Below are 25,773 nucleotides of genomic sequence, written 5' to 3' on the forward strand. Positions count from 1 at the left end.
TAGATCACTTATACTTTACTACTATCATGGCATGGTCTTTATCGTAGGGATCTAACTCAAGAACTTCTCTAATATCAAACCCAGCATCTTCCAACTTCTTCGCTTCTGCATTATAAATCTCCCTAGGATCTTTGGTAACATCTATGCTTCTTGATTTTATTGCAATCATCATATACCCATTCTTCTTTAGAAAGAATCTAGCATTATACATTGCTATTTCAGTCTCGTTGGGCTGAGCTATATCGACATAAACTATGTCCACATTCTCAACTAATGACTTATAATATTGCGGAAATCTGGCATCTGCAAGGATAGGAAACATATTAGGTCTATACTGAGCAACAAGGAGTAATTCTCTAATTACTCTCGGAGAGAATTCTACGCTATATACTTTACCCTGTAATTCGACAATATCGGATATATGGCTCGGAGTTGTTCCAGATGCAGCACCTAAATATAGAATTTTAGAACCCTTCACTATTGGATTATATTTTAGACCTTTAACTATAGCTCCCGCAAGTTTACTTCTAAATGCGTTCCATTCTCTATACTCAACTCCACCATACTTTATTAACCTTTCACCATAAACATTGTGACCAGGTGATAAGTTTTTAGTACATAACCTAGTAGTCCCATCATTAAATATGCATTCATATACATTATCGAATTGCGTCTTTGTAACTTTTTCGATTTCAGACATTTATCTCCTTCCCTCTTTTTTACCTCTTCTCTTATCCTTCTTATTCTTTCTCTCTTTTTTACCTTTCTGTTCCACTTTTTGCTCTTGTTTTCTTGGGGGTGGTTGAGCATACTTTTCTCTTATCTCGTCTATTCTCTTCTTCAATTCTTCATTTAACTTATTACCTATGAATTTTCCGCTAAAGTAGTCCACTCTAGCAGCAATAGCTAATTTAGCTGCTAACGCTCTTGCTATTTTTCCTCTTTGCCATCTGGGTGAGTTATGTATTGCAGGGTATTGGAATATCACACCGTGTTTTGGTGGTCTTCCTCCCTTTCTTAAAGCCCTAAATAAAGCTTTCTCAGCGCCAAGAACTTGTATAGTACTTGCAGGCATCTTTGCTAAATCTTCTAAACTTCCGGCTAAACTTAGAAGCCTGGCACCTAATGTAGGTCCAACCAGCGAAGTAACATTTGGAGCTACTTCACGCATTACTGACTCCGTATAATCAGTAAGCTCTAATCTTTCTTCATATAATTTTAATATGATATCACTTAGCGTCTTAACTGATTTTATGTCTACATCAGTTATATCTGCTCCAATGCTGTTTTTGGCAGCATTGATTATTTTCTCTATTTTTTCCTTGTTTAAACCTATTTCTTCTAAACTAGTATCGGATAGATTATCCCTATGTCCGAATTTAGAAATTATACTTGCATAGAGCCAATGATCCTCAATCAACTTATCAAGTTCAGGAAAATGAATACTATACCATTCTCTCAGCCTCTCTGAAAATAAATTAATAGTTTTATCTATATCGTCTATTGCTCTAATTGCCTGAATTGCTAATAGATCTCTTTTACTTGCCGCACCTCTTAACTTTCTTCTAGTATATTCCATTGATAATTCATAAAGGAAATTGTACAACTCGTCTTCTGAATTCACTATTTTCGTTTGAATAGCTACATTTACTAGATTTTCTCTAAATATCTCAGTTCCCATATTACGTATCTCTGAAGAAGCCTTAATACCAAGCTTCTGAAGAGCAGGTACCTCTGCGTCATTTTCCACAACCACTTGATCTGGCTTAAGCTTATTTATAAGTTCGATTGCGCTCGGTAATGGTGTTCCTTTCTCGTTTTCAATTAAAGCTTCAGTAACTTTTCCAATATCTTTACTATTTGGTACAAAATCTACTAATTTTCCACTCTCGTCATATCCAAACGATCCTATTGCATGTTCCACTAAATATATCTTCATCAATTCTCACTTACTCTATTATTACTTAAGTTTAAATTTTTCCGCTGACTATTAATATATATGCCTTCGCACGGTTCATTAACAAAGGCAGGCAAAGTAAGAAACGCAACACCTAAAATGCAAAAGAAAGAGAAACATAAAGAAGTTCCTAGGGTTAGAAATAGATTAGAGTATGAGAAAAGAGTCTTAAAGTCAGGTCAACAAAGTAGAGCAGCGGCAAGGTAATTTTTTAGTTTGTGTAACTCTCTTTTTATAAATGCCTGAAACTTATTGGGGTAAAGCAAGGGAATTTTTATCCAAACATAACCTCGATGTCGGAGATATTATTGAATTAGAAAAGAATGGAATCCAAGTTAAAGGCATAATAATGCCTACGTACTCTAATAATGATGATATCATCGTTTTGAAGTTAGACAATGGATACAACATAGGAATTTCAGTAAGTAATATACAAAACGTAAAATTGATAGAAAAGAAGAGAAAAGAAGAGAAAAGAAGAGAGGAAGCTGTAAGTACAACTAATAGTGAAGTAATGATAATAAGTACAGGAGGTACTATAGTTAGTAAGATAGAATACGAAACAGGTGCTGTAAGACCTGCACTTACCCCAGATGAGATAATAGAATTTATGCCGGAGATCAAGGAAATAGCGAGAATTGACGCAGAAATCTTGTTCTCGATTCTAAGCGAAAATATGAAACCAGAATACTGGATAAAAATCGCTGAAGAAGCTAAGAAAGCCTTGGATAAAGGGAATAAAGGAGTAGTAATAGCCCACGGTACTGACACAATGGCATATACTTCAGCTGCATTATCATTTAGTTTTAGAAAAATGACTGGACCTATAGTATTAGTAGGATCGCAGAGAAGTAGTGATAGACCTAGTAGTGATTCTTCAATGAACTTACTAACTTCAATTCTTGTCGCAAAGAATGCTCCATTCGGAGAGGTAGTAGTAAATATGCATGGCGAAAGCTCTGACACTTACACACTTGTTCATAGAGGAGTAAAAGTTAGAAAAATGCATACCAGTCGAAGAGACGCTTTTCAGTCAATAAATGATTTTCCTCTGGCAAAGGTTCATTACGTCGACAAGAAAATCGAAATTTTGTCAGATAATTATAGGTCAAAAGAATCAGAAAACATTCTAGATGCTAAATTTGATAATAGAGTCTTTCTATTGAAATATTATCCTGGTCTTTCCTCTGATATAGTTGAACATCTTATTTCAAGTGGAATAAGGGGGATCATTATTGAGGGAACTGGGTTGGGGCATACGTCTTCAGACTTTTATGAAGTGTTTAAAAAAGCCTCAAAGGATGGCATATTTATAGGTATGACATCACAATGTCTCTTTGGACGAGTAAATATGAATGTTTATACAACAGGAAGATTATTACAGGAAGCAGGTGTTGTACCTCTAGAAGACATGCTACCAGAAACTGCATTAGTAAAGCTGATGTGGACATTAGCACATGAAAATGACCTAGATAGAATTAAAGAGATAATGTTGACTAATTTGGTAGGAGAGATAAATTATATTCATCACTATGAAATGTTCCCAAGGTGGTACCATGACAGAATTAGATTACAGTAAGTTAGGGCTTAAAGTAGGTCTAGAAATACATCAACAATTAAATACTAATAAAAAACTCTTTTGTGATTGTAGCACTACATTAGATGAAAAGCACCATGGAACTTTACAAAGGTATCTAAGACCTTCATTTAGTGAGATAGGAGAAATAGATACTGCAGCTTTATTTGAGTGGCAAAAAGGTAAAAAATACTTGTACCAGATACCATTTAACTCTTGTCTAGTGGAAGCTGACGAAGAGCCCCCTCACGGTTTGAATAGAGAAGCGTTAGCTGTAGTGTTAGCAGTTGCAATATCTCTTGAGAGTAATATAGTAGATGAAATATACGTAATGAGAAAAATTGTTATAGACGGATCAGATACTACTGGATTTCAAAGAACTTCTATAGTAGCTATGGGTGGTCAACTAATAATAGAAGGGAAGAAGATAGGAATTCAAACTATTGCACTGGAAGAAGATGCTGCAAGAAAAATATCCGAGAGTGCTAACGAGACCACGTATAGTCTCGATAGGCTTGGTATTCCACTTATAGAAATTTCTACAGCGCCGGATATAACGACTCCAGAAGAGGCGGAAAAGGTAGCTTTTAGAATTGGACAGTTATTGAGACTAACAGGTAAGGTTAAAAGAGGAATAGGAACAATAAGGCAAGACTTAAATGTTTCAATACAAGGAGGCGTGAAAACTGAAATAAAAGGAGTACAAAGACTCGAATTGATACCTGAAATAATTAAAAATGAAGCAAGAAGACAATATGAGTTACTTAGGATTAAAGACGAATTAATAAATAAAAGAGGTTTATCTAAGACAATAGTTGAAAACGAGATAAAAGAATTGGAGCTTACACATTTGTTTAGAAACACTAATAGCAAAATAATTAAGAAAGAACTGGAAAAAGGCGGATTAATTTATGGAATTAAACTCAAGGGATTCAAGGGAATATTTGGAAGGGAGTTGATGCCAAACAGAAGGTTCGGAACTGAAATAGCAGATTACGTGAGAGCATTAGCAGGACTTGGCGGAATATTTCACTCTGATGAACTGCCAAATTATGGAATAACAAACGAAGAAGTAGAGAGTGTTAAAAAAGAACTAGGCATAGGAGAGAATGACGGATTTGTGTTAGTAATAGGGGATAAAGAAAAACTAAAGGTAGCTATAACAAAAATTAAGGAAAGAGTTTTATATGCTTTCGTTGGTGTACCCAAAGAAACTAGGGTTGCTCTAGATGACGGAACAACTAAATTTATGAGACCTCAACCAGGCTCGGCAAGAATGTATCCAGAAACTGACATCATTCCAATTAAAATAGACGAAAGTATCTTGAATTTTGCAAAGAGTTTTGTACCAGAAAACCCGGAGACTAAATTAAGAAAGCTAATAGAAATGGGACTAAGCAAAGAACTTGCAACAGAAATACTAAATAGCCCAAGACTTGATCTTTTTGAGGAGCTTAGCAAAAAATATTCTCCCAAAGTGAGTCCTATCGTAATCGCCACGACATTAGAAAATTATATAAAATATGCCAAAAGTAAAGGTGGAGATATAAGTGTAATAACAGATGATGTGTTAGAGGAAATAATTAATGCGTTATATAATGATAAAATAAGCAAAGATTCTATCCAAGAAATTTTAGTAGATTGCTCTACTTCTAAGAAACCCATAAGAAATATTATAGATAATTACGCAAAAATAACAGATGAAGAATTAAGCAGAATTATTGATAAAATATTAGATGAAAATAAAGACATTATCAACCAAAAAGGTGAAAAGGCATTTAATGTAATAATAGGTAAAGTAATGAATGTAGTTAAAGGTAGAGCTGAAGGTAAAAAAGTTGTTGACACATTAAAACTAAAGATGAAGAATTACCCCCGAACCTGAAAAGTGATGAAAAGGCATTTGTCAGATTATTTAGTGATGAGCTTGACCGCATATGAAAATTGATGATTTAATAAAGGTAGCCTCTGATTTTCCCTTCCCTGTAATAGGGGAAATTGAGTTGGCTGACGAGATATTAGATTTAGAGCAGTCACCCCAATTAATTTCGTATCTTTCTCCATCAAATATCAGATGGAAATATAATGCAGAAATTATAGGGAAAGACGGAAGCATAATAAAAACTAATGGAAATGAGTTAGCTGACAAGAAATTTCTGATTAGAACACCAATACAAAAACGTCAATTAGGTTGGGATTTTATTTTAGATACTAAAAGTATTCAAAAATTATTACTGGATCTTATACCTTGCGAAGAGGGTGAAGGATATTTAAATCCCTCTCCATGGATTAGAAAGGATTGGATTGAAAGCAAGAAAATTATAATGGCACCAGGGGAAGTTACAATAACACCTCAGTTCAGAGATCATGAATTAATTAAAGAAGAAAGTGGAACCATTAAGTTAGATAGCAACTTCTACAATCCTAAATATTATTATCTAAATCCATTTATCATATCAAGTAGTTCTTCTGTTGAGGGAAAGTCAAACTTCTTCTCGTTAGAACTGGATAACTGTATCTCTTTCGTTAGTGGAAGTAATTTAAGTATCAGTAACAATATGGGTTCAATAACTGTAAACGCCGATAGCCAGGTTATCATAACTAGAAGTAGAACTTGGAATGAGAGTAAACCTTATGAGATAGTTTGGAACCTTAGAACACCTATAATAAAACTCAATTGCAAACCAAAATATAGAGTAAGCCTTTATAGCATATATCCTTCAGGAATCATACCATTTTGGATTAATTACGATAAAGGTGAATTAAAATTAGGATTGGTTAACCTAAATAAAGAGCCTATTTTATCAGATTTTAGTCTAGCAGGTAGAATAACTAAAGCTCTAATATTAGATTCTCATGGCAAAATTACTGATGAATTAGAACCTGAATTTGATAGAGTAAAAATACCAATAAGAAGTTTAGGAATAACATTTGTAAAATTAGAAGTAAAAAAGCTATTAGATCCTCTTTTGAGACGGAAAATTATAACCATCTAAGAAGTCCTCAACCATGCAATGCGTTAAACTATATCCATTTTTCATAAGCACCTTTTTACCTTCAGTACAAAGAATACAGTAATATGAGGCAACACCCTCGCTCTTTCCATCCTTAACCAACCTGTTTACAAAAATATTTATCAGATCCATGAATTCCCTGTCATTTTTTAACAGTTGTTGAATACTAGTACCTCTTTTTTTCTTGATATAATTTTCTATAGCAGCAGGCGTAACGCCTAATAATTCTGATGTTTTATATATAGATATCTTCCTCTCAACTACAAGCTTCTCAGCAATAATAGCCCTTATTGCAGGCAATAACTCCTTCACCGAATACTCGCAAGGTAATGTAATATCCATAATTATCTCCACTATATGTTTAGGATACGCAAAAAATATATAAATACTTAGCTATAAATTAGAGTTCGCAAGTTTTACAACCGCCAGCATAAGTCTCATTAACTTCCACAAATTTCTTCTCCATTCTTAATGAGGATGTTGGAACCATTTGAATTTTCTTCTGTTGCTTTTGTTGCTCTGCTTCTTCTCTTTCCTTCTTTATTCCAAAGTAGATTACTTGTTGTGACTTGCTCCTGTCTCTATAAACTGTTACTCCTTTAATCCCAAGCTTCCAGGCTAGCATGTAAACTTTCTCTACAGTTTCTGGTGGTTCTTCGCTCTTCAAGTTTATGGTCTTTGAGGTACCAGAGTCGTTCCATTGTTGCCACATTGCTTGATGTAATACATGGTATTCAGGTGGGACTTCATGAGCTGTCCTAAATAGTTTCTTCATTGTCCTCGGTATAAATGGGTTTTCTGCTACAGTTCCAGTTTCTGCGATCTTTTGTACAACCTCAGGATCATCTAGTTCATATTTTCTAAGATATTCAAGGAAAAGCGGATCTATCTCAATAAATTTGCCAACTGCAACATTTCTAACAAAGGCTAATGCGAAAAGGGGCTCTATAGACGATGATGTACCAGCTATAATTGAAATCGTACCAGTAGGAGCAACTGAAACCACAGTGGAATTCCTTAGACCAAACTTAATCCTCTCCTCCTTCAATAACGAAAAATCTAGCCTATCAACAACTTCCGTCAATCTCCTCACATAATCACTAGGTTTATCTTTAATGTTAGAAACCTCTAACAAACTTCCGAAATCTCTAGCACTCTCCCAAATATCATGATAGTAATATGGGTCATAAGCTGGGAATGAACCCTTCTCCTTAGCTAAATCTATTGAAGTTTTCAATGCGTGATAATAAATAAACTTAGCTAATTGGTAAGAGATGTATAAGGCATCAACACTATCATAAGGTATACCAAGCTTAATCAACATCCTAGCTAATCCCATTACACCTAAACCAACCTTCCTAGTCCTCTTTGTAGCTTCCTCTATTTGTTTTAATGGATAGCGGTTAGCATCAATAACATTATCAAGGAAACGAACACCATACTTTATAGCCTCAACCAGTCCATCCCAATCAATAGTCTGTTTACCATCCTTTTCGACAACAAACTTCTCAAGACTAATGGACCCTAAATTACAACTCTCCCAGGGTAATAGTGGTTCCTCACCACAAGGATTTGTGGCATTTATCTTTCCTATATACCAAACTGGATGCCTCCTATTTATCTCATCTATAAACAGTAAACCAGGATCACCACTATCCCATGCCCCCTTAACTATTTCATCAAACAATTGCCTAGCATTTACCCACTGAACAATGGCATTCTCCTTTTCTGCTATAACTAGAGCTTCATCCACTGTAATTATCCTACTCTCGTCCAGATAAACTGAACCGCCCTTCTCCTCTAACTCCTTGAGTATGTACTCCTGCACACTCTCATCATGCATATAACCCCTTGCATTTGTCATATAGTAGTCCCAGTCTTTGCCAGGTATTCTAGTCTTCCTTGGATTAATTAACGGTACAGCTTCTCCTCTCTCAACTGCATTCATGAAGTAATCGTAAACACCAACCGATATGTTGAAATTTTGCAAATGCGTGTCCCTTAATTCTCCAGTTTTAGCCCTTATGAAATCCTGAACATCAGCATGCCAAGCATGCATAACCCCCATATTCGCCCCTCTCCTCTTACCTCCTTGCTTAACCACGTCCGTGGAAACATCAAATATCCTCATAAAGGATACAGGACCAGAAGCAACACCTGCTGTGGAAGCTACAATATCTCCTTTTGGTCTCAATTCAGAGAAGTCGAAGCCCGTCCCACCACCCTGTTGATGAACCAAAGCCATAGCCCTTAAAGCATCATATATACCATCACCATTTGGAGTAGACATTGCGTCCCTAACAGGTATTACGAAACAGGCTGACAGAATGCCTAGCCTAGTACCACTATTCATTAATGCCGGAGTATTAGGTATAAATTTCAGGTTACTCATCATCTCATATAATTTACCCTCAATCTCCTTAACCTGTTTTTCATCCTTACCATAAAGCTTTTCTACATTAGCTATATGCCTAGCAACCCTCCTAAACATCATTTGAGGTGTCTCAATATAACGTAAAGTGTTTGGATCCTTGAGTAAATATCTAGCCTCTAGCACCTTTAGTGCATTATATGAGATTAGAAGATCGCGTGAATCAAACTCCTTCCACTTACCTTTGCCGTACACATGATTATATATCCTAGCTAAGACATACCGCTTAGCTAAATCCATTAGATTCGGATACTCAAGAGAATGCTCAATTAGATTTCTTTCTACAATATCAGCTAAAGCTCTAGTATCAATCGCGTTTTCCTTAGAATTTTGTAGAACGTCTTGGAGAATTCCATCCATAACAACTTCTGGTAGTGAACCTAATTTAGAGAACACTTTTTCAGCTTTAAATTGCTCATAACCACCATTACGCTTCAATACTTTAATTTTAGCTACTGAAGTTACTATAGTTAGTCTCTGCATTTATTATCATTATTTACTTAGCTTAAACCCATATTTTTGGTTATGTATCTTGAATTCCGGTAACACCAAAGAATAGGCAGTTTACTAGCTCGAAATTATGAAATACTATTTAAAATATACTTATATTTTTAAGGGAGTAAAATATTAGCGAGGAAAATATAGTGATCATCAAATTTTTCAAAAGAGATAATGATGATAGGACAGTAAGCGTTTCAGACGACTATGGAGAATGGTTAATTATAAGAAGAGATAAGCAAATGATAACTGTGAAAAAAATTATAGATAAAACATTGAAAAAATTAAAGATTAAAAACGGAAATATAGGTTTTATTGAAGCATCTAAAGACGAAAATTTCAAAGATCTAGTGTCCTTTAAGGCTATGATATCATTTCAGGAACAAATAAAAGATGTAGACTTCTTTAAAACATTTAAGGAAATAGCAGCAGACAGATTAACTTTAGGTGAAATGAGAGTAAGTAAATTAAGATTATGCAGTACAACATTTCTATTTCTAAACCTAAGTACTATAATTAGAGAGACTGATAATGAGGAAAATAATGTAAAACTACTCTTTCCGCCCAAAGGCGTTTATTCAGCTGAAATACCTTATGCATTAGTTGACTTATTCTCTAAAATAATCGAAAGAAACGCGATCTCTGCTTGTAATCCATCATCAGTAACAGTAAACGGTGAAACTTTTGAAAGCGTATTCCTTTGTAAAGGGGTAAAAGGAAGACTAGATGAAATAAAGGATGCTTTTACGTATTTTTCTTATGAAGAACCGATCATTAATCTTAAGAATTCTGGAAATAGAATTGAATTAAATGTCACGATTAAGAAGTTTAAAAGTAAATACCTTATCCCCCTGTTATGGAACAATATAGTAATATCTCATATTACATGCTGATAAAAGTTATTAATACATAAACAAGATTAAATACGAATAGTATGATTAAGGTTTCAGATCTTGTTATTCCTAGTATAAATGACTTAGACTTACAGAACAAGAAGGTACTGCTAAGAATTGATGTTAATTCACCTGTGGATAAAAATACAGGAAAACTTTTAGATGATTCTAGAATAAAGGCACATTCAATAACTATAAAAGAATTACTAAAGAAAGGAAATTCAATTGTTTTAATTTCACATCAAGGAAGACCTGGAGATGATGATTTTATATCACTAAAAGAACATTCTCTACTACTATCAAAATATACAGGGACAGAGATAGAATTCATAGAGGACATAATAGGTCCATATGCGGTAGAAAAGATTAAAAAACTAGATGAGAAAAGGGTTATAATGCTAGAAAATATACGATTAATGTCTGAAGAACTAATAGAAGCACCACCTCAACAACACGCAAAAAGTTTTTTGATAAAGAAACTATCTCCTCTTTTCGATGCGTATGTAAACGATGCTTTTTCTGCAGCTCATAGAAGTCAACCTAGTTTAGTAGGTTTTCCACTAGTTCTCCCTTCTGCAGCAGGTGTAGTAATGGAAAAAGAAGTTTCTGCATTGTCAAAGATATTCAACTATGAGGACTCTCCTAAAATATTCGTGTTGGGAGGAGGAAAGGTAAATGATACATTGAAAATTATAGAAAATCTGATCAAGAACAGAGTAGCTGATAGAATATTAACAGGAGGTCTAGTAGCAGAGCTTTTCGCTGTAGCTAAAGGTATAAATCTCGGCAAGAAAAACATGCAAGTACTAGAGAATAAAGGACTATTAAGCCTAGTACCAAGAGCTAGAAAAATGTTACTTAGCGGAGCCCCCATAGAAATTCCAGTAGATTTCGTCACTGAACAGGAGAATAACCAAACCTTAGAAGAACCAACAAGCAATCTAAAGGGAACCATCAAAGATATAGGAAATACCACTATAGAGATGTATTCCTCATTCATCAAAGAATCTAAAGTAGTAGTTCTGAGAGGACCAATGGGCGTAATTGAAGATGAGAGATTTAGACGTGGTTCTAAAGCCTTATTAACTTCCGCAGTAGAAGGACCAGGTTATGTAATCATAGGCGGAGGACATATGATTAGCATGATCGATAAGAACATACAAATTAATGAAAATAAAGTGCACGTTTCTACAGGTGGAGGTGCATTACTTTTATTCTTAGCCGGAGAGAAATTACCAGTACTAGAGTCATTACACCTTTCATGGGTGGTAAGAAGTGGTAAAAGTTAAAGTTGCAATAAATGGTTATGGAACAATAGGAAAGCGAGTTGCGGATGCAATAAGATTACAGCCAGATATGGAACTGATTGGTGTTGCAAAAACATCTCCAAACTATGAAGCATTTACAGCAATGAAAAAGGGATACAAACTTTACACAACTAAAGAGAATATCCAGAAATTCCAGAATAGCGGAATTAATGTAGCAGGAAGCATTGAAGATATGATTAAGGATTCAGATATAATAATTGATGCAACGCCTGGAGGAGTAGGAGCTAATTATAAGAAAATATATCAAGAATATGGAAAGAAAGCAATATTCCAGGGAGGAGAAAAATCGGATGTAGCTGATGTCTCATTTTCCGCCTTATGCAACTATAATGATGCCATAAATAAAAACTACATTAGAGTTGTGTCTTGTAATACGACAGGAATTTTAAGAGTGCTTTGTACTATAAATAATTTTGATAAGATAGAAAAAGTCAGAGGAACTATTGTTAGACGAGCTGCAGATCCCAAAGAAGTAAAAAAGGGACCTATAAATTCTATTGTAGCTGATCCAGCGAGAATACCTAGTCATCATGCAAAAGATGTTCTAACAGTACTTAAGGGGATAGACATAATAACTAGCGCTCTGGTTGCTCCCACTACCTTAATGCATCTACATACTCTATTCATCACAACAAGGAATAAAGTTTCCAAAGAGGATTTACTGAATATCTTATCTAATACCCCAAGAATCTTGCTCCTTAACACCGAGAAAGCAGATGCTGAATCTACAGCTGAGATAATGGAAATAGCAAGAGATCTTGGTAGATATAGAAACGATGTCCCTGAGACTATAATATTTGAAGACTCTGTATACACAAACGGAAATGAAATCTTCCTGATGTATGGAGTGCATCAAGAGTCTATAGTAGTCCCTGAAAATATTGACGCAATAAGAGCGTCATTAAATATTATGAGTCGTGATGAGTCAATAAGACTTACAAATGAGACCTTAAAAATAAGTAAAGGGTATCTAATATGACTGAGCCCACCTATATAGTAAGTTTTTGGTTAAGAAGAATATTGGTTCCTATTGATGGTTCTGAAAATAGTCTAAGAGCTCTGGATCTTGCTGTAGACTTCGCGATGAGGTATGGTTCAAAAGTAACTGTATTACATGTATGTGAAAACTGCAATGAAAAAGAAGTAGAAGAGCATATAAAAAAGAGAGTTAACGGAAGAATAGTATATGACTTTAAAGTACTGAAATATTCCAGCAAAGAAAGTAGCGTGTCAAATGAAATTCTAAAACATATAAACGAATCGACTTATGATGCAGTAATCATGGGTGCCAGAGGACTCTCAATTAGTAGTGAATTAAACGTTGGTTCGGTTGCAGTCTCAGTTGCCTTAAATGCTCCAACAACAGTTATTTTGGTTAGATAAGTAATGATATTACCTTGCTGGAGTACTTTGTCAAATCCACATTAGTAAATGTATATTTTACCTCTAAGAACTCTTTTCTAAACTCTGTTACTTTTTTCTTTACTTCCTTGACATCCTTATTTTCAATTGCTACTTCTCTCATCAGCCTAGCTATAATTCTCATTTCTTCCTCTTTCATCCCAAATCTTGTCATTTCCTGAACTCCCAATCTTACACCACTAGGATCTTTTACTGCACTAGGTGGATCGTACGGGAGCAAGTTCTTATTAGCTATAATATTAGCTTCCTCAAATAGCTTAGCTACCTTAGCACCTCCTCCCAAATTTCTTACATCTATCGCTACTTGGTGGCTTTTAGTAAAACCTAAATGTTCACCTATTACCTTAAATCCTTCTGCTGCTAAGGCTTCAGCCAATGCTTTAGCGTTCTTCACTATCTGTTGGGCATATTCCTTTCCAAAATACTTCATCTCTAATGCTGTTATTGCAGTACTTGGCAACCTATGAAGATGATGATTACTGACAAACCAAGGGAAAATAGTATCACTCACTTTCTTATACAAAGAGTCATCGTTAGTAACTATGAGACCGCCTTGAGGACCAGGAAATGTTTTATGAGTAGATGCAGTTACGACATCTGCGCCTTCTTCCAAGGGATTATGCCAAGCCTTACCTACAATGAGTCCATATACGTGAGCTGAATCATACACAAGCTTAGCTCCTACTGCATGGACATGAGGAGCTAGTTCTTTTATAGGATGCGGAAATAGATATAAACTACCGCCTAATGTTACAAACTTAGGTTTTACCTCCTCAATAAGTTTTATAGCTTTATCTACGTCCACATTCATTGATTCTTGATCATAAGGCATTTCAATTTGCTCTATACCCAATGCACCTAATGTACCAAATCTTGTATGACTCACATGTGCACCAGCCTGAACAGGAGCAATTACAGCCTTATCTCCTGAATCGGCAAGAACCCTAAAAACGCCTGCATTTGCTATTGTTCCACTAACAGCTCTTAAGTCTGCATACTTAGAAGAGGATATTTCAGAAACAAGCTTCATTGCCAATTCTTCAATTTCGTCCGCGTATTTAGTACCTTGATAATATCTTTTAAAAGGTTTCCCTTCAGCGTATCTATACATAAAATCGCTCATATAAACTGCCTCAGCTAGAGGACTCATTACATTCTCTGAAGGAATGAGATTTATAGTCTCTAGCCTTCTCCACCTATTCTGTTCTCTTGTGATCTGAAGAATCTTTTCTAACTCCTCAGGAATTTTATCCATGAAAATAATACGTAATAACAAGTTTTTAAACTTTCATACCACGGCCTAATTTTGCATGGGCTTTACCTAGTTCCTTATTAGCTAATGCTGAAAGCAGGTTAAGCTCACCAGCTAATACAGCTGATGAAACTATTTCGGCAAACTTCCTAGCATTGGAACCAGGAGGATTCCCACTTCCTAAGACTCCCATAATCGATAATGCTTCCCTCTGGGTAGGCAATCTAGTTCCTCCTCCAACTGTGCCCACTTCTAGAGAGTTTAAAGTTATAGAGATATAAAGCCCGTTTTCCCTAACCTCAGTCCACGTGTATCCCATACTACTCTCAACAACTTGGGCTATATCTTGACCTGTTGCAAGAAATATTGCTGCTATAATATTTGCGAAGTGTGCGTTATACTGAAATATATTACCAGCCCTAGCACCACCTAACCAATTCTTTCTTAAGTTAACCTCATGAATCAGATGTTTATCTGATTTAAGAGCTGATTTGACTATGCTATCAGGTATTAGTGCCTCTGCAACAACTGTTTTCCCTCTTCCATGCAAAGCGTTAATCATTGATTGTTTCTTATCGCTACATACATTACCACTTACAGCTAAACAAGTTGCCTTCCCAAATTCTTTCTCTATGAATTCACATAATTTCTCAGATGCAATAGTAGCCATATTCATACCCATAGCGTCACCGGTACTAAAAACAAACCTCAGCCAAACATTATTACCCAGGATCAGTGGTTCAATCTTAGATAATTTACCATGAGAAGTAGTACTATTTGCTACTTGCTCTAATTTTTCCTTATTCTTATCTACCCACTCTAGAAACTCTGCAACATCTCTTATACTATCTAATTTGAATATAGGTGCTCTCGTCATTCCATCATAAAATATCTTAACTCTGGTTCCTCCGCTTAGAGTTACTGCTTTCGCGCCTCTATTAACACTTGCAATTAATGCCCCCTCAGTGGTTGCTAATGGAACATAAAAATCGCCTTTTGTGTACTCACCATCTATTTTTAGTGGACCTATAATCCCTAATGGGACTTGAACTGCCCCTATTACATTTTCAGCATTTTTATTTCTTATTTCTGCATAATCTATAATTGTAGAACCTATAGATGGAAGTTTAGCTCCTGTCAGTTTCTCTATTGCTAATCTTCTTGCAACCATAGCCGCGTTAGCTTCAAGCAAATTATCTATTTCATGAAATTGTAGTTGACCTTTAACAACTTTGTCTACAATGTTATCAATTGTTTCCTGCATCCAATACCACTCTAAATTTAATACCATACTGTATTAAACCGTTATATGAATCATTCCTCATTCTCCTAAATACTGCTTCCACTCTTACACCTTCTTTAAGCTTAGAAGGTTCGGCATCAGTAATAGGTGCAACAATGTCCACACCTTCATCAAGTCTGACTAAACCTACTATCATCGGAGATTGTTTTTCAAATCCGTCTCTTGCTTGATATAATATAGTGTAATCAACTAAGGAACCAGTACCTTTGCTAAATATTTTTTCTACATCCAAAGAACCACAAACTTCACATATCTTCTGGTAAGGGAATTTTATATTCCCACATTTTTTACATTTACCTAGAGCTAATCTATATAAAGTATCTTTTAGTCTCCAGCTTGTTGAAGGACTAATTTTCATCCAAATCACCTACTTAGAACAGCTAAATAAGAAGTATTTCCCAGATCATCATTTGAAAGAATTATTCCTTTTTCAGCGTTTGCACTCTTACCCTTAAACTGATTTGTTAAATGAAGGAATACCTCCCCTAACTGATATATTGCAGTTCCACCACCGATATAGCCACGTGCCTTTAATCCACCACTAAGGTTAATGTCAAGAGAATCAACAACATCTAAACCTTTTCCTCTCTCTGCTAACTTGAGCTCTTCAATTTCTAATGCAGCCATAATACTATAAGAGTCGTGAATTTCGTATACAACATCCCTCTTTGGCAAATCCCCTAACTCGTTTCTAGCTTTAGCTACTGATGGTAATGAAGGGTCAGACAGATTCATAGCTCCTATATTTCCTACTATTCCATCAATCTTTACGGGAGAGTCAAAATATCTCTTTGCTACTTCATCTGCAGTTACTAGGACTACTGAGGCACCATCAGCTCTGGCACCTACATCAAATATTCTTAATGGATCTGAAACTATTTGAGAATTAACCACCGTGTTTTTGTCTACTTTAAATTTCAAATAAGCTAAAGGATTCTCTGATGCGTTTTGATGCATCTTTATAGGCCATTTAGTAAAATACTCATAATCTACGTTGTATTTCTTCATGTATTTCTTCATTAATAATGCACTATATGCATGAGGGGTTATTCCAACGTGGTACGTATAATCGTTATCTAGATTATATGAAAGATATTCATTTACATATTTGGACGGATAATCAGAGAATTTCTCTATTCCAATAAGTAACACTTTTTTTGCAACTCCTGATTTAATAAACGAGTAAGCGGTGAATATCGATGCACCGCCATTATCTCCGTTCTCAATTCTCATAACCTTTGTATTTTGAAGACCTAAACCAGATGATATCTTGTAAGATGAAAGAATATTTTTCCCTAATACATCTATATATCCACTGGATACTATTACAATATCTGGCTGGTCATACTCCTTAATCTTTGTAATTAGTTGTTTATAAGCCTCAGAAACAAGATCCTTTTCAGAAAGCTCATAATATCTATCTAGCTTAGTTAGTCCACAACCAACTATTGATACCACTATTCATACACCTTATATTTACCGGTCGTCTTTGCATATGTAGAATATGGAACAAGCACTTTTCTTTCAATATAATAATTAACCGTTGGTGCTAATTTTTGCTTTTCTAGAATCTTATCTGTAACTAATATGCTGAAAGCATCGCTGCCTGCACCACTACCGAAGGGTGCAACAAGAATCCTCTGACCTGGTTTGGCCATGTCAAGAACCTTAGCCAAACCCAATAAAGCTGAGGCATTATAGGGATTTCCTATATAGGGAGAAACTAAACCATCTTTAACTTTATCCATACTAATTTCTAACTTTCTAGCTACTTGAAGAGGAAACTTGCCGTTAGGTTGATGGAAAACGAAGTAATCAAAATCAGATATCTTGTAGCCATTTTCTCTGAACAACAAGTTAACAGCTGACAATATATGATCGAAATATGCTGGTTCTCCAGTAAATCCCTCGCCATGCACTGGATAAGGCATACCATCTCTTCTCCAGAAGTCTGGTGTATCTGAGGTATATGAAACAGCTGCCTCTATAACTGCTCCAGCCTCATTCTCTGGACCGACAATATATGATACAGATGCAGCAGCAGAACTTAACTCCAGTACATCACCAGGATTAGACTGTGCTGTGTCACTCCCTATCACCAAGCCATATTTTATTTTAGAAGCTTCAACCATACCGCCAACTAGTCTCAACGCAGCTGATGCTCCCCTACAGGCAAATTCCATATCTGCACCTAAACTATCATTAGTCACTCCTAATGCGTCTATAAGAATTGTTGCAGTAGGTTTTACTGCATATACTTTAGACTCGGATCCGAATAAAACAACGCCTATCTGAGAAGGATCGATATTTGCCCTTCTCAAAGCATTCTTTGATGACTCCCATGCCATTGTTGTTGAATCTTCATCAACATCCGGAACTGCTTTTTCTGAGAGACCTAGGTTTTTAACAACCTGACTTTCTAATCCCCATAAATTAGCTATTTCGTTTACATTTATTCTATACCTAGGAATATATGCGCCCCATCCTACAATACCGCTTCGCATACTATCCTTATTATAACACTTATTAACGCATATAAAATTTTCGACACTTGTTGAAACCTATATAGTCAATTGTCGAAAAACTAATTAGGGAAATTAGTTACAAATAGGTAGATGATGAAATTAAAAAAAGAGATCGATGATCAACTCAGCTCACTCTGAACTTCTATCTGCGAAAAACATTTGATGACGTTTAGGTTTTAAATTAGATACAATAAACTCAAAGGCAGCTTGAGGATTACTGTCAACTCCGCATGTATAGACGTCTAGTGTTGCATACTTATACTCATTCCATGTATGTAAGGCGATATGACTTTCCTCTACTAGGGCTATTACAGATACACCGCCCTTCTTACCACCGAAACTCCATGACTTTATCTCTACTAGGTTCATTTTAGCTATTTTAACAGCTTCTAAAACTAGTCCTTCTAGCAGATCCTTATCCATGAGCAATTTATCATCGATATCATATAAGTTTCCGAAAACATGCTTACCTACTATTCTATCCTGATTAGAGGGGGTTTGAGAAGAAAGTTGTTGTGACATCTCCTTTTCTATTACCCTCCATCACCACATGTACAGAATGAGATATATAAAGTAAACTATTCCTGTTATCCTTTGAAATAAACTAATATACGAGAATGTAATATGGCTCTTGATGGCTAATAAATACCTTATTGCACTTGGAATAGTCATACTCGTTTTAGTATCTATAGGAGTACTCTTCTATACCCAGAACAGAGATATAGTAGTTTATCCGGAGATTTATAGTTTTAGTCTTAACTACAACACAGGAAACCTAACGTACGTTTTCTATATTAATGGGGTAAATAATGGGTTATTCTCCACCACACTGAATATGACCCTCTACGTCCAGGCAGCCACCTTAAGTCAAAGTAATAACTTTTCACATTACGTATACAAGAACTTTCAAAAAAGTGTAACATTATCACTGCAATCACACTCTTCTGAAGGAGCTTTTGTAACAGTTACTATTCCTGTCAGCTATCAGATAACCGATGTAGGAATATATGGAACTGGTAGTTTTAATTATGTATTACAATATAAGCCAAATAGTACCTTAGCTTCCCAGCTGTTCACATATGAACAATTAGCTAGCCGTTTTCAGACTCCTTCATCAGCTTATTCAAGTACTACAAATGCTAGTATTAAACCAATAAGAGGAATTGCCTATGGAATTATGCAAAGTCCGCTTTATGTTACCTATTATGTTAAGAATAACACCGTAATTAGAGTCGATTCCTTCTTCCTTAATGAAAGTCTATTAAAAATACAGCCTGGTGAATACACTGTTAAGGTTTATGCTAATAATATTCTAGTTAATCAGACACAAATAACCTTAAATCCTAATCAAATTTCTACTGTATCATTTCCATTATCGTATCAGTCGACATCTGAGAAGTATAATATTTCGGTATATCTTTATAACGACTCAGGTACTTATTACTTTTATTTCGAGGATCTGGAATTAGGGTAAATATTAACCTTTATTTTTACCTTTTAACCAAGAACATAATTAAAGAAAGCCTAATTAGCCTATCAAAATCCCTAAATTTGCCTTACGTGATTATTAGTCAGATTAACGATAAAAGTTTATAAGCATGATATTCTAAAATAAAATCGCCGCCGTAGCTCAGCCTGGTTAGAGCGCCGGACTCATACGGTGATATAAATCTGGGATATCCGGTTGTCCGGGGTTCAAATCCCCGCGGCGGCATTAGAGAATTTTTCAGTATTTCTAGTTTCACATCATATATGTTAAGGCAAAAATTGCTGATAGACATAGAAAATTACATGAGTAAGTTTAATTGCTTATTCATACCTTAAAGCATTAGAAGAAATTATTTAATATTCTGCCCGATCTAATAAATGCTGAATTCAAGTTGAAGGCTACTGTGACATATTATAAACCAGAAGAGATTACCATTGTTCCAGGTCTTATTGGAATTAAAGTGATAAAGGTTCAGGAAGAACAAATAGAGTATAGAAAGGAAGAAGAATTGGAAAATATTGAACGTGAAAATTTGATAGTATATATCGTTAGTAATAATGGGCTAAGAGTAGTAAACGGGCTAAAAAGTAAATACGCATTACCTGAGCCCCTTAAAGTGCTAAGAATTGGTGTACCAAAAGAAGTTAACTCTGAAAATATTACGTTTGAATACGTAACATTTTTCGATAAGGATTACGTATTAATAGGTTTTTATATTACTAATGAATTCGACAAACCTTTTGTTGTGTTAGAATTTGAGAAAAATCAGACTAAAATAATTTCAAAGAGTGAGAACGATAGAGCAGAAGTAGTGACAAACCAAAAAGTTAAGAAAAAAACCAGCAAGAAAAAGAAGAGAAAGAAAAGTGCTAAGAAGTCTAGTTCTAAACGAAAAATTAAGGGCAAGAGTACTAGAAAGAGCTGAAGAATTCCTGCTAAATAACAAAGCAGACGAAGAGGTATGGTTTAGAGAACTAGTACTATGTATATTAACGTCTAATTCTTCATTTATCTCAGCTTACAAATCAATGAACTATATATTTGATAAAATATTATATATGGACGAGAAAGAAATATCTGTTCTTCTTCAGGAATCTGGATACAGATTTTATAACTTAAAAGCTAAATACCTTTACCAAGCAAAGAACCTTTATGGTAAGGTTAAGAAAACTATTAAAGAAATAGCAGACAAAGACCAAATGCAAGCAAGAGAGTTTATTGCAACCCATATATATGGTATAGGCTATAAAGAGGCTAGCCATTTTTTAAGAAACGTCGGTTATCTGGATCTTGCAATAATAGATAGACATATTCTTAGGTTTATTAACAACTTAGGAATACCTATAAAACTGAAAAGTAGGAGGGAATACTTACTAGCAGAAAGTTTACTTAGAAGCATTGCAAATAATCTTAATGTTCAAGTGGGTTTGTTGGATTTATTTATATTTTTCAAACAAACTAATACTATCGTAAAATAGAACAAAAAAGTATAAAAAGGAGTATAAATGATTAGTTGTGAAACAAAAATGCTAAGACGTGAAAATTTCAATCGTCTTGCAGTTGAATTAAAAGTTGAAAATTCTCTTATAGATTTATTTTTACTTGTATCCTCTGTTTCTTGTTCATCATCAATCTCATCATGTTAAACACTCTTTGATAATTCTTGAATGGGTGGGAAGACTATGCAAGTCAAGATACTAATAACAGACCCTATAAGTGAAATTCTCATAAATAAATTAACAAAATATAATATCAAAATAGATTATAGACCCGATATATCAAAAGAGGAATTACAAAAAATAATCTATGATTATGATGTGATAGTAGTAAGAAGTAGAACTAGAATAGATAAAGAATTAATAGAGAAAGGTAAAAAATTAAAAGTAATTGCAAGGGCAGGCATAGGAATAGATAATATAGATACTGAAGAAGCTGAAAAAAGAAATATAAGAGTTGTATACGCACCAGGTACATCTACTGATTCTGCTGCAGAATTAACAATAGGACTAATGATAGCAGCAGCAAGAAACTTATATAACGCTATAAATTTAGCAAAATCAGGTGTATTCAAGAAAGTTGAAGGAGTAGAGCTTGCTGGCAAGACAATAGGAATTATCGGGTTTGGAAGGATCGGAAGTAAAGTCGCTACCGTTGCCAACGCTCTCGGAATGAAAGTACTAGCTTATGATATACTTGATATTAAGGAGCGAGCTCTGAAAGTGGGAGCAGAACCTTGTACGTTAGATGATATGTTACCAAGAGCCGATATAATAACACTTCATGTGACTGTGGGTAAAGAAACAAAGTATATTTTAGATAAGGAACAATTTGAGAAAATGAAAAACAACGTTATTATAGTTAACACCAGTAGAGCAGCTGTGGTAAACGGAAAGATATTACTTGAATTTATCAGAAAGGGAAAAATATTTGCATATGCTACCGACGTATTCTGGAATGAGCCTCCTAAAGAAGAATGGGAGCACGAATTACTTAGACACGAGAGAGTAATAGTCACCCCTCACATTGGAGCACAGACCAAAGAAGCTCAAGATAGAGTGGCAGAAGTTACCGCACAAAATCTGATAAACGTAATGAAAGAGATGAGGTTGATTTAAAATGTTATTAATACCGGGACCTGTAGAGGTTCCAAAAAGTGTTCTAGCTGCAACTAGCCTAGTAATAGACCATCGAGGGAATAAATTCAAAGATATAGTTAATAGACTTGAAAAACTTATGATTAAACATTTCTCTTCTGAGAGAGTAGCTCTTCTTACAGGTTCGGGCACACTTGCAGTTGAAGCTATGGTTTATTCATTTACTAAAAGAGGTGAAAAAATACTAGCACTTTCTTATGGCGAGTTTGGACGAAGACTTGCAGAGTCCATAAAGAGAAGGGGAGCAACATTAAGACTGTATGATAAACCTATGGGACACTCCTTTTCATTGGAAGAAGTAAAACAGATTATAGAAGAAAATAAAGATGTTACCACAGTAGCACTAGTGCATAATGAGACTAGTACAGGAATTGCACTGAGAAACTTAGAGGAAATAAGTAGGTTCATTAAAAACAAGGGATTAAGACTAATAGTAGACTCTGTATCTGGCTTTGCTGCTTATCAATTAATGGTTAATGAATGGAAAATTGATGCTGTTGCAACTGGTAGTCAAAAAGCTCTAGCATCGGTACCTGGATTGGGCTTTGTAGCGGTGTCTAGAGATGGCTTAAACGAAATAGTGAATGAAGATTTGCCAACATATTTAGACGTATCATTACATTTGAAGTTTCAAGACAAATACGAAACACCGTTTACCCCTGCAACAGGAGTATTTAACGCTACGTTAAGAGCTGCAGAATTACTTGAGTTAGAAGGAGTAGAACGAAGATGGAAAAGACATGAAGCTTGTACAAAGTATGTAAGAGACGCTTTATCCTACTTTGGTTTCAGTCTATTAGGTAACGAGAATAACTTTTCTAATACAGTTGTCGCTGCAATTCCACCTATAAAGGATTATAGAGCTAAATTAAAGGAGTTTAATGTCGAAATAGCGGGAGGTATGGGAGAACTTAGAGATAAAGTTGTTAGAATAGGTCTTTTAGGTATAGTGGATGATAGAGCAGTTATGAAGCTAATAGGAATAACAGCAAGAATGTTTCACAGCCAATATGAAAAAGAACCTCCATTAGAATGTAAACTTCCAGAAGAATTAAGAGAAGAGATTGAATGGAGTTAATCTTTTTTCCTGAAGTTTAATATGTAGCATGTATGACAATAGACAAGATTAACGAAATATTTAAAGAAAATTGGAAAAATAAATTAACAAAATATGAAATTGCAAGAATAATAAGTGCGCGCGCATTACAATTATCTATGGGAGCCTTACCACTAATAGATACTTCTAACCTAAAATCTGATGACGTAATAAGTATAGCGGAGGAGGAATTAAAAAGAGGAGTTCTTCCGATAACTATAAGGAGAATTTATCCCAACGGGCAGGTTGAACTTATAAGTGTAAGAAAAATAGAGAACAGATAAATACAAATGTCATGCAAAACTCCAAAAAACTACACACTTATAATTGCTGAAAAAAGTAAGGCAGCAAGAAAAATCGCAGAAGCGTTGTCAAATAACTATTCGTATTGTAAAAAATTCTACGTCAACTTCTGGATTGTAAATTACTCCTCTAAATATTACATAATATCACCAGCTGCAGGTCATTTGTTCAACTTATATGGCAATTCCTCATTTCCTGTATATGGAACAGAATGGAAACCTTTATGGCAAATAGATCCTTCAGCTAGATATACAAAGAAATATTACGATTTAATTAAATCTCTCTCTAAAGATGCGCAGGAGTTTATCAATGCATGCGATTACGATATAGAAGGATCACTGATAGGTTATCTAATAATAAATTTTTTAGGTGATATAAAAAGAGCTAAGAGAGCAAAATTTTCTACTCTGACTAAAGAAGATATATTAAACTCTTTCAGAAACTTAAAACCTTTAGACTATGACATGATTCACGCAGGTATAGCGAGACATAAAGTAGATTGGTTGTGGGGCATTAACGTAAGTAGAGCCCTTATGAAAAGTGTATATATAGTTACACGAAAAAGAGTAATCCTAAGTGCTGGCAGAGTTCAGAGCCCGACATTAATACATGTAATAAACAATACACTAAAGAGAGAATTATTTGTTCCTTTACCATACTATTCAATTAATTTAACCATTAATTTAAAAAATAAAGAATTTAAGATAACAATACCGAAAACTTTCGAGAATAAGAACGAAGCAAAACAATACTTAGAGGAAATAAAAAAGGTAGGCGAAGTCGTAGTAACTAACATAGAGTTAAAAGATGCTGTAATTTATAGACCACCACCATTTAATTTAACAGATTTACAGCTAGAAGCTGGAAGACTTTTTGGTTATTCGCCATATTTAGTTGAAAGAATTGCGGAGAACCTGTACCTAAATGGACTAATAAGCTATCCTAGAACTAATAGTCAAAAAATACCACCTTCTATAAATATTTATCAAATAATTGACTCCCTCTCTAAATCAAAAAGATACGGATCACTGATAAACACATTGTCTCAAATTACCAAGGGAAAGTATATAGTAAGGCAAGGAGAAAAAGATGATCCAGCCCATCCTGCAATATATCCAACTGGAGAGTTACCCTATAATTTGGATACTAAGGAATTGAAACTATATGAATTAATTTTGAGACGATTTTTAGCTTCAATGTCCACAGATGCTAGAGTTAGAAAACAAGAAATAACTTTAAGGATTCCTAAAGTTGATATTGAACTAAAACTGAACATACAGAGCCTGATATATAAAGGTTGGATAATCTTATACCCATACACTAAGTTCTCAGATGAGGAACTTCTGGATGTAAAAAAAGGAGATAAAGGGCGTATTGTAAGGGCTAACAGTTCAATGAAAGTCACAAAGCCTGATACACAACAAGTATCAAAGATTCAATTACTTAAATGGATGGAGTCGAATAACTTAGGAACTGAAGCTACAAGAGGTAGAATTATAGAGACACTATTCAAAAGAAAGTACTTAATGAGTAAGGGTAAATACGCTTATCCCACACCCATCGGAATCGTAGTAACTGATGTTTTATCATCTTATTTTAAGGACTTGACGGATGTGAGATTAACATCGGAGATGGAGAAAAAATTAAACGGAATTATTAGCGGAAAATTTTCTGAAAACGAAGTAGTGGAGGAAACTAAGAAACTAATAGAGAGATACATTAATGAATTTGAAAATTCAAAGAACGATATTGGAACTAAAATAGGAAAAATTCTAGGTTTATTAGAGTATAAAAAATGTAAATATTGTGAATTAGAAGTCTATAAAGATAATCTATGTAAATATCACTTAAATGCAGTAAAACTTCTTAAAAATAACTTAAAAATATGGAAGGAGAGGACAGATCTAACAGAAGAATCAATTATTAAAAAACTTAAAAAGCTTAACACTGCAGGGAAATTTATAAGAGATGTATTGAATACATACCATAACTGATGATGTGAGTCATGCCATCTTGATTGATGATATGAACC

General features: G+C 34.7%; 25 protein-coding genes and 1 tRNA gene. 16 read left to right on the forward strand and 10 right to left on the reverse strand.

Annotated features, from left to right (window positions below):
* Positions 1-4 precede the first annotated feature (4 nt).
* Complete coding sequence (locus SUSAZ_06435) at positions 5-700, reverse strand: SAM-dependent methyltransferase (protein AHC51613.1); 696 nt, start codon at positions 698-700, stop codon at positions 5-7.
* Complete coding sequence (locus SUSAZ_06440) at positions 701-1,939, reverse strand: C/D box methylation guide ribonucleoprotein complex aNOP56 subunit (GenBank protein AHC51614.1); 1,239 nt, start codon at positions 1,937-1,939, stop codon at positions 701-703.
* A 60-nt stretch (positions 1,940-1,999) separates the two neighbouring features.
* Between SUSAZ_06440 and SUSAZ_06445 the strand changes: the two genes are divergently transcribed.
* The 4 genes from SUSAZ_06445 to SUSAZ_06460 are packed head-to-tail and all read left to right on the forward strand — an operon-like array spanning position 2,000 to position 6,529.
* Positions 2,000-2,164 (forward strand): 30S ribosomal protein S30, encoded by a 165-nt coding sequence (locus SUSAZ_06445; GenBank protein AHC51615.1) that lies wholly within the window; start codon positions 2,000-2,002, stop codon positions 2,162-2,164.
* A gap of 31 nt (positions 2,165-2,195) precedes the next feature.
* On the forward strand, positions 2,196-3,536 hold the full coding sequence (locus SUSAZ_06450) for a glutamyl-tRNA(Gln) amidotransferase (protein ID AHC51616.1): 1,341 nt from the start codon (positions 2,196-2,198) through the stop codon (positions 3,534-3,536).
* On the forward strand, positions 3,514-5,418 hold the full coding sequence (locus SUSAZ_06455) for a glutamyl-tRNA(Gln) amidotransferase (GenBank protein AHC51617.1): 1,905 nt from the start codon (positions 3,514-3,516) through the stop codon (positions 5,416-5,418). The genes SUSAZ_06450 and SUSAZ_06455 overlap by 23 nt, the downstream gene beginning before the upstream one ends.
* Positions 5,419-5,470: 52 nt before the next feature.
* Positions 5,471-6,529 carry a hypothetical protein gene (locus SUSAZ_06460; GenBank protein AHC52526.1) on the forward strand — a complete coding sequence of 353 codons (1,059 nt, stop codon included), beginning with the start codon at positions 5,471-5,473 and terminating at the stop codon, positions 6,527-6,529.
* On the opposite strand, the gene SUSAZ_06465 is transcribed toward SUSAZ_06460, so the two are convergent.
* Together SUSAZ_06465 and SUSAZ_06470 are read right to left on the reverse strand one after the other, a co-directional pair.
* A complete protein-coding gene (locus SUSAZ_06465; protein AHC51618.1) occupies positions 6,491-6,889 on the reverse strand; it encodes a transcriptional regulator in 399 nt (132 codons plus the stop codon). The two genes, SUSAZ_06460 and SUSAZ_06465, sit on opposite strands and share 39 nt — an antisense overlap.
* 58 nt (positions 6,890-6,947) lie before the next feature.
* Positions 6,948-9,461, reverse strand: a complete 2,514-nt coding sequence (locus SUSAZ_06470; GenBank protein ID AHC51619.1) for a ribonucleoside-diphosphate reductase — start codon at positions 9,459-9,461, stop codon at positions 6,948-6,950.
* Positions 9,462-9,622: 161 nt separating this feature from the next.
* Between SUSAZ_06470 and SUSAZ_06475 the strand changes: the two genes are divergently transcribed.
* The 4 genes from SUSAZ_06475 to SUSAZ_06490 are packed head-to-tail and all read left to right on the forward strand — an operon-like array spanning position 9,623 to position 13,080.
* Entirely contained in the window at positions 9,623-10,369 is a 747-nt protein-coding gene (locus SUSAZ_06475; GenBank protein ID AHC52527.1) for a hypothetical protein, read from the forward strand.
* 41 nt (positions 10,370-10,410) lie between these two features.
* Positions 10,411-11,658 carry a phosphoglycerate kinase gene (locus SUSAZ_06480; protein AHC51620.1) on the forward strand — a complete coding sequence of 416 codons (1,248 nt, stop codon included), beginning with the start codon at positions 10,411-10,413 and terminating at the stop codon, positions 11,656-11,658.
* The gene (locus SUSAZ_06485) at positions 11,645-12,676 is read left to right on the forward strand and encodes a glyceraldehyde-3-phosphate dehydrogenase (GenBank protein AHC51621.1); all 1,032 of its coding nucleotides are present in this window, start codon (positions 11,645-11,647) and stop codon (positions 12,674-12,676) included. The genes SUSAZ_06480 and SUSAZ_06485 overlap by 14 nt, the downstream gene beginning before the upstream one ends.
* Positions 12,673-13,080 (forward strand): universal stress protein A, encoded by a 408-nt coding sequence (locus tag SUSAZ_06490; protein AHC51622.1) that lies wholly within the window; start codon positions 12,673-12,675, stop codon positions 13,078-13,080. The genes SUSAZ_06485 and SUSAZ_06490 overlap by 4 nt, the downstream gene beginning before the upstream one ends.
* Here SUSAZ_06490 and SUSAZ_06495 read toward each other — a convergent pair.
* The 6 genes from SUSAZ_06495 to SUSAZ_06520 all read right to left on the reverse strand — a co-directional run bounded on the left by SUSAZ_06495 (position 13,073) and on the right by SUSAZ_06520 (position 18,721).
* Positions 13,073-14,374, reverse strand: coding sequence for a serine hydroxymethyltransferase (locus SUSAZ_06495; GenBank protein ID AHC51623.1), 1,302 nt, complete (start codon positions 14,372-14,374; stop codon positions 13,073-13,075). The two genes, SUSAZ_06490 and SUSAZ_06495, sit on opposite strands and share 8 nt — an antisense overlap.
* Positions 14,375-14,399: 25 nt before the next feature.
* A complete protein-coding gene (locus tag SUSAZ_06500) occupies positions 14,400-15,635 on the reverse strand; it encodes a 3-hydroxy-3-methylglutaryl-CoA reductase (GenBank protein AHC51624.1) in 1,236 nt (411 codons plus the stop codon).
* The gene (locus SUSAZ_06505; protein AHC51625.1) at positions 15,619-16,032 is read right to left on the reverse strand and encodes a DNA-binding protein; all 414 of its coding nucleotides are present in this window, start codon (positions 16,030-16,032) and stop codon (positions 15,619-15,621) included. Before SUSAZ_06505 ends, SUSAZ_06500 begins: the two co-directional genes overlap by 17 nt.
* Before the next feature lie 5 nt (positions 16,033-16,037).
* The gene (locus SUSAZ_06510) at positions 16,038-17,132 is read right to left on the reverse strand and encodes an acetyl-CoA synthetase (protein ID AHC51626.1); all 1,095 of its coding nucleotides are present in this window, start codon (positions 17,130-17,132) and stop codon (positions 16,038-16,040) included.
* The gene (locus SUSAZ_06515) at positions 17,132-18,178 is read right to left on the reverse strand and encodes a hypothetical protein (protein AHC51627.1); all 1,047 of its coding nucleotides are present in this window, start codon (positions 18,176-18,178) and stop codon (positions 17,132-17,134) included. The genes SUSAZ_06510 and SUSAZ_06515 overlap by 1 nt, the downstream gene beginning before the upstream one ends.
* A 150-nt stretch (positions 18,179-18,328) precedes the next feature.
* The gene (locus tag SUSAZ_06520) at positions 18,329-18,721 is read right to left on the reverse strand and encodes an S-adenosylmethionine decarboxylase (protein ID AHC51628.1); all 393 of its coding nucleotides are present in this window, start codon (positions 18,719-18,721) and stop codon (positions 18,329-18,331) included.
* 112 nt (positions 18,722-18,833) lie between these two features.
* On the opposite strand from SUSAZ_06520, the gene SUSAZ_06525 reads away from it, so the two are divergent.
* The 8 genes from SUSAZ_06525 (at position 18,834) to SUSAZ_06560 (ending at position 25,735) form a co-directional block, all read left to right on the forward strand.
* Entirely contained in the window at positions 18,834-19,673 is an 840-nt protein-coding gene (locus SUSAZ_06525) for a hypothetical protein (protein ID AHC52528.1), read from the forward strand.
* A 145-nt stretch (positions 19,674-19,818) separates the two neighbouring features.
* A tRNA-Met gene (locus SUSAZ_06530) sits at positions 19,819-19,913 on the forward strand.
* 166 nt (positions 19,914-20,079) lie between these two features.
* Positions 20,080-20,613 carry a hypothetical protein gene (locus SUSAZ_06535; protein AHC52529.1) on the forward strand — a complete coding sequence of 178 codons (534 nt, stop codon included), beginning with the start codon at positions 20,080-20,082 and terminating at the stop codon, positions 20,611-20,613.
* On the forward strand, positions 20,555-21,166 hold the full coding sequence (locus tag SUSAZ_06540; GenBank protein ID AHC51629.1) for a DNA lyase: 612 nt from the start codon (positions 20,555-20,557) through the stop codon (positions 21,164-21,166). The genes SUSAZ_06535 and SUSAZ_06540 overlap by 59 nt, the downstream gene beginning before the upstream one ends.
* 204 nt (positions 21,167-21,370) lie before the next feature.
* The gene (locus SUSAZ_06545; GenBank protein ID AHC51630.1) at positions 21,371-22,303 is read left to right on the forward strand and encodes a 3-phosphoglycerate dehydrogenase; all 933 of its coding nucleotides are present in this window, start codon (positions 21,371-21,373) and stop codon (positions 22,301-22,303) included.
* Between the two features lies 1 nt (position 22,304).
* The gene (locus tag SUSAZ_06550) at positions 22,305-23,420 is read left to right on the forward strand and encodes a hydrogenase expression protein HypE (protein ID AHC51631.1); all 1,116 of its coding nucleotides are present in this window, start codon (positions 22,305-22,307) and stop codon (positions 23,418-23,420) included.
* Positions 23,421-23,452: 32 nt separating this feature from the next.
* The gene (locus tag SUSAZ_06555) at positions 23,453-23,722 is read left to right on the forward strand and encodes a DNA-directed RNA polymerase subunit K (protein ID AHC51632.1); all 270 of its coding nucleotides are present in this window, start codon (positions 23,453-23,455) and stop codon (positions 23,720-23,722) included.
* A gap of 6 nt (positions 23,723-23,728) precedes the next feature.
* Positions 23,729-25,735, forward strand: coding sequence for a DNA topoisomerase I (locus SUSAZ_06560; protein ID AHC51633.1), 2,007 nt, complete (start codon positions 23,729-23,731; stop codon positions 25,733-25,735).
* Positions 25,736-25,773 lie beyond the last annotated feature (38 nt).

It is taken from the genome of Sulfolobus acidocaldarius SUSAZ (assembly GCA_000508305.1).
GTDB lineage: Archaea > Thermoproteota > Thermoprotei_A > Sulfolobales > Sulfolobaceae > Sulfolobus > Sulfolobus acidocaldarius_A.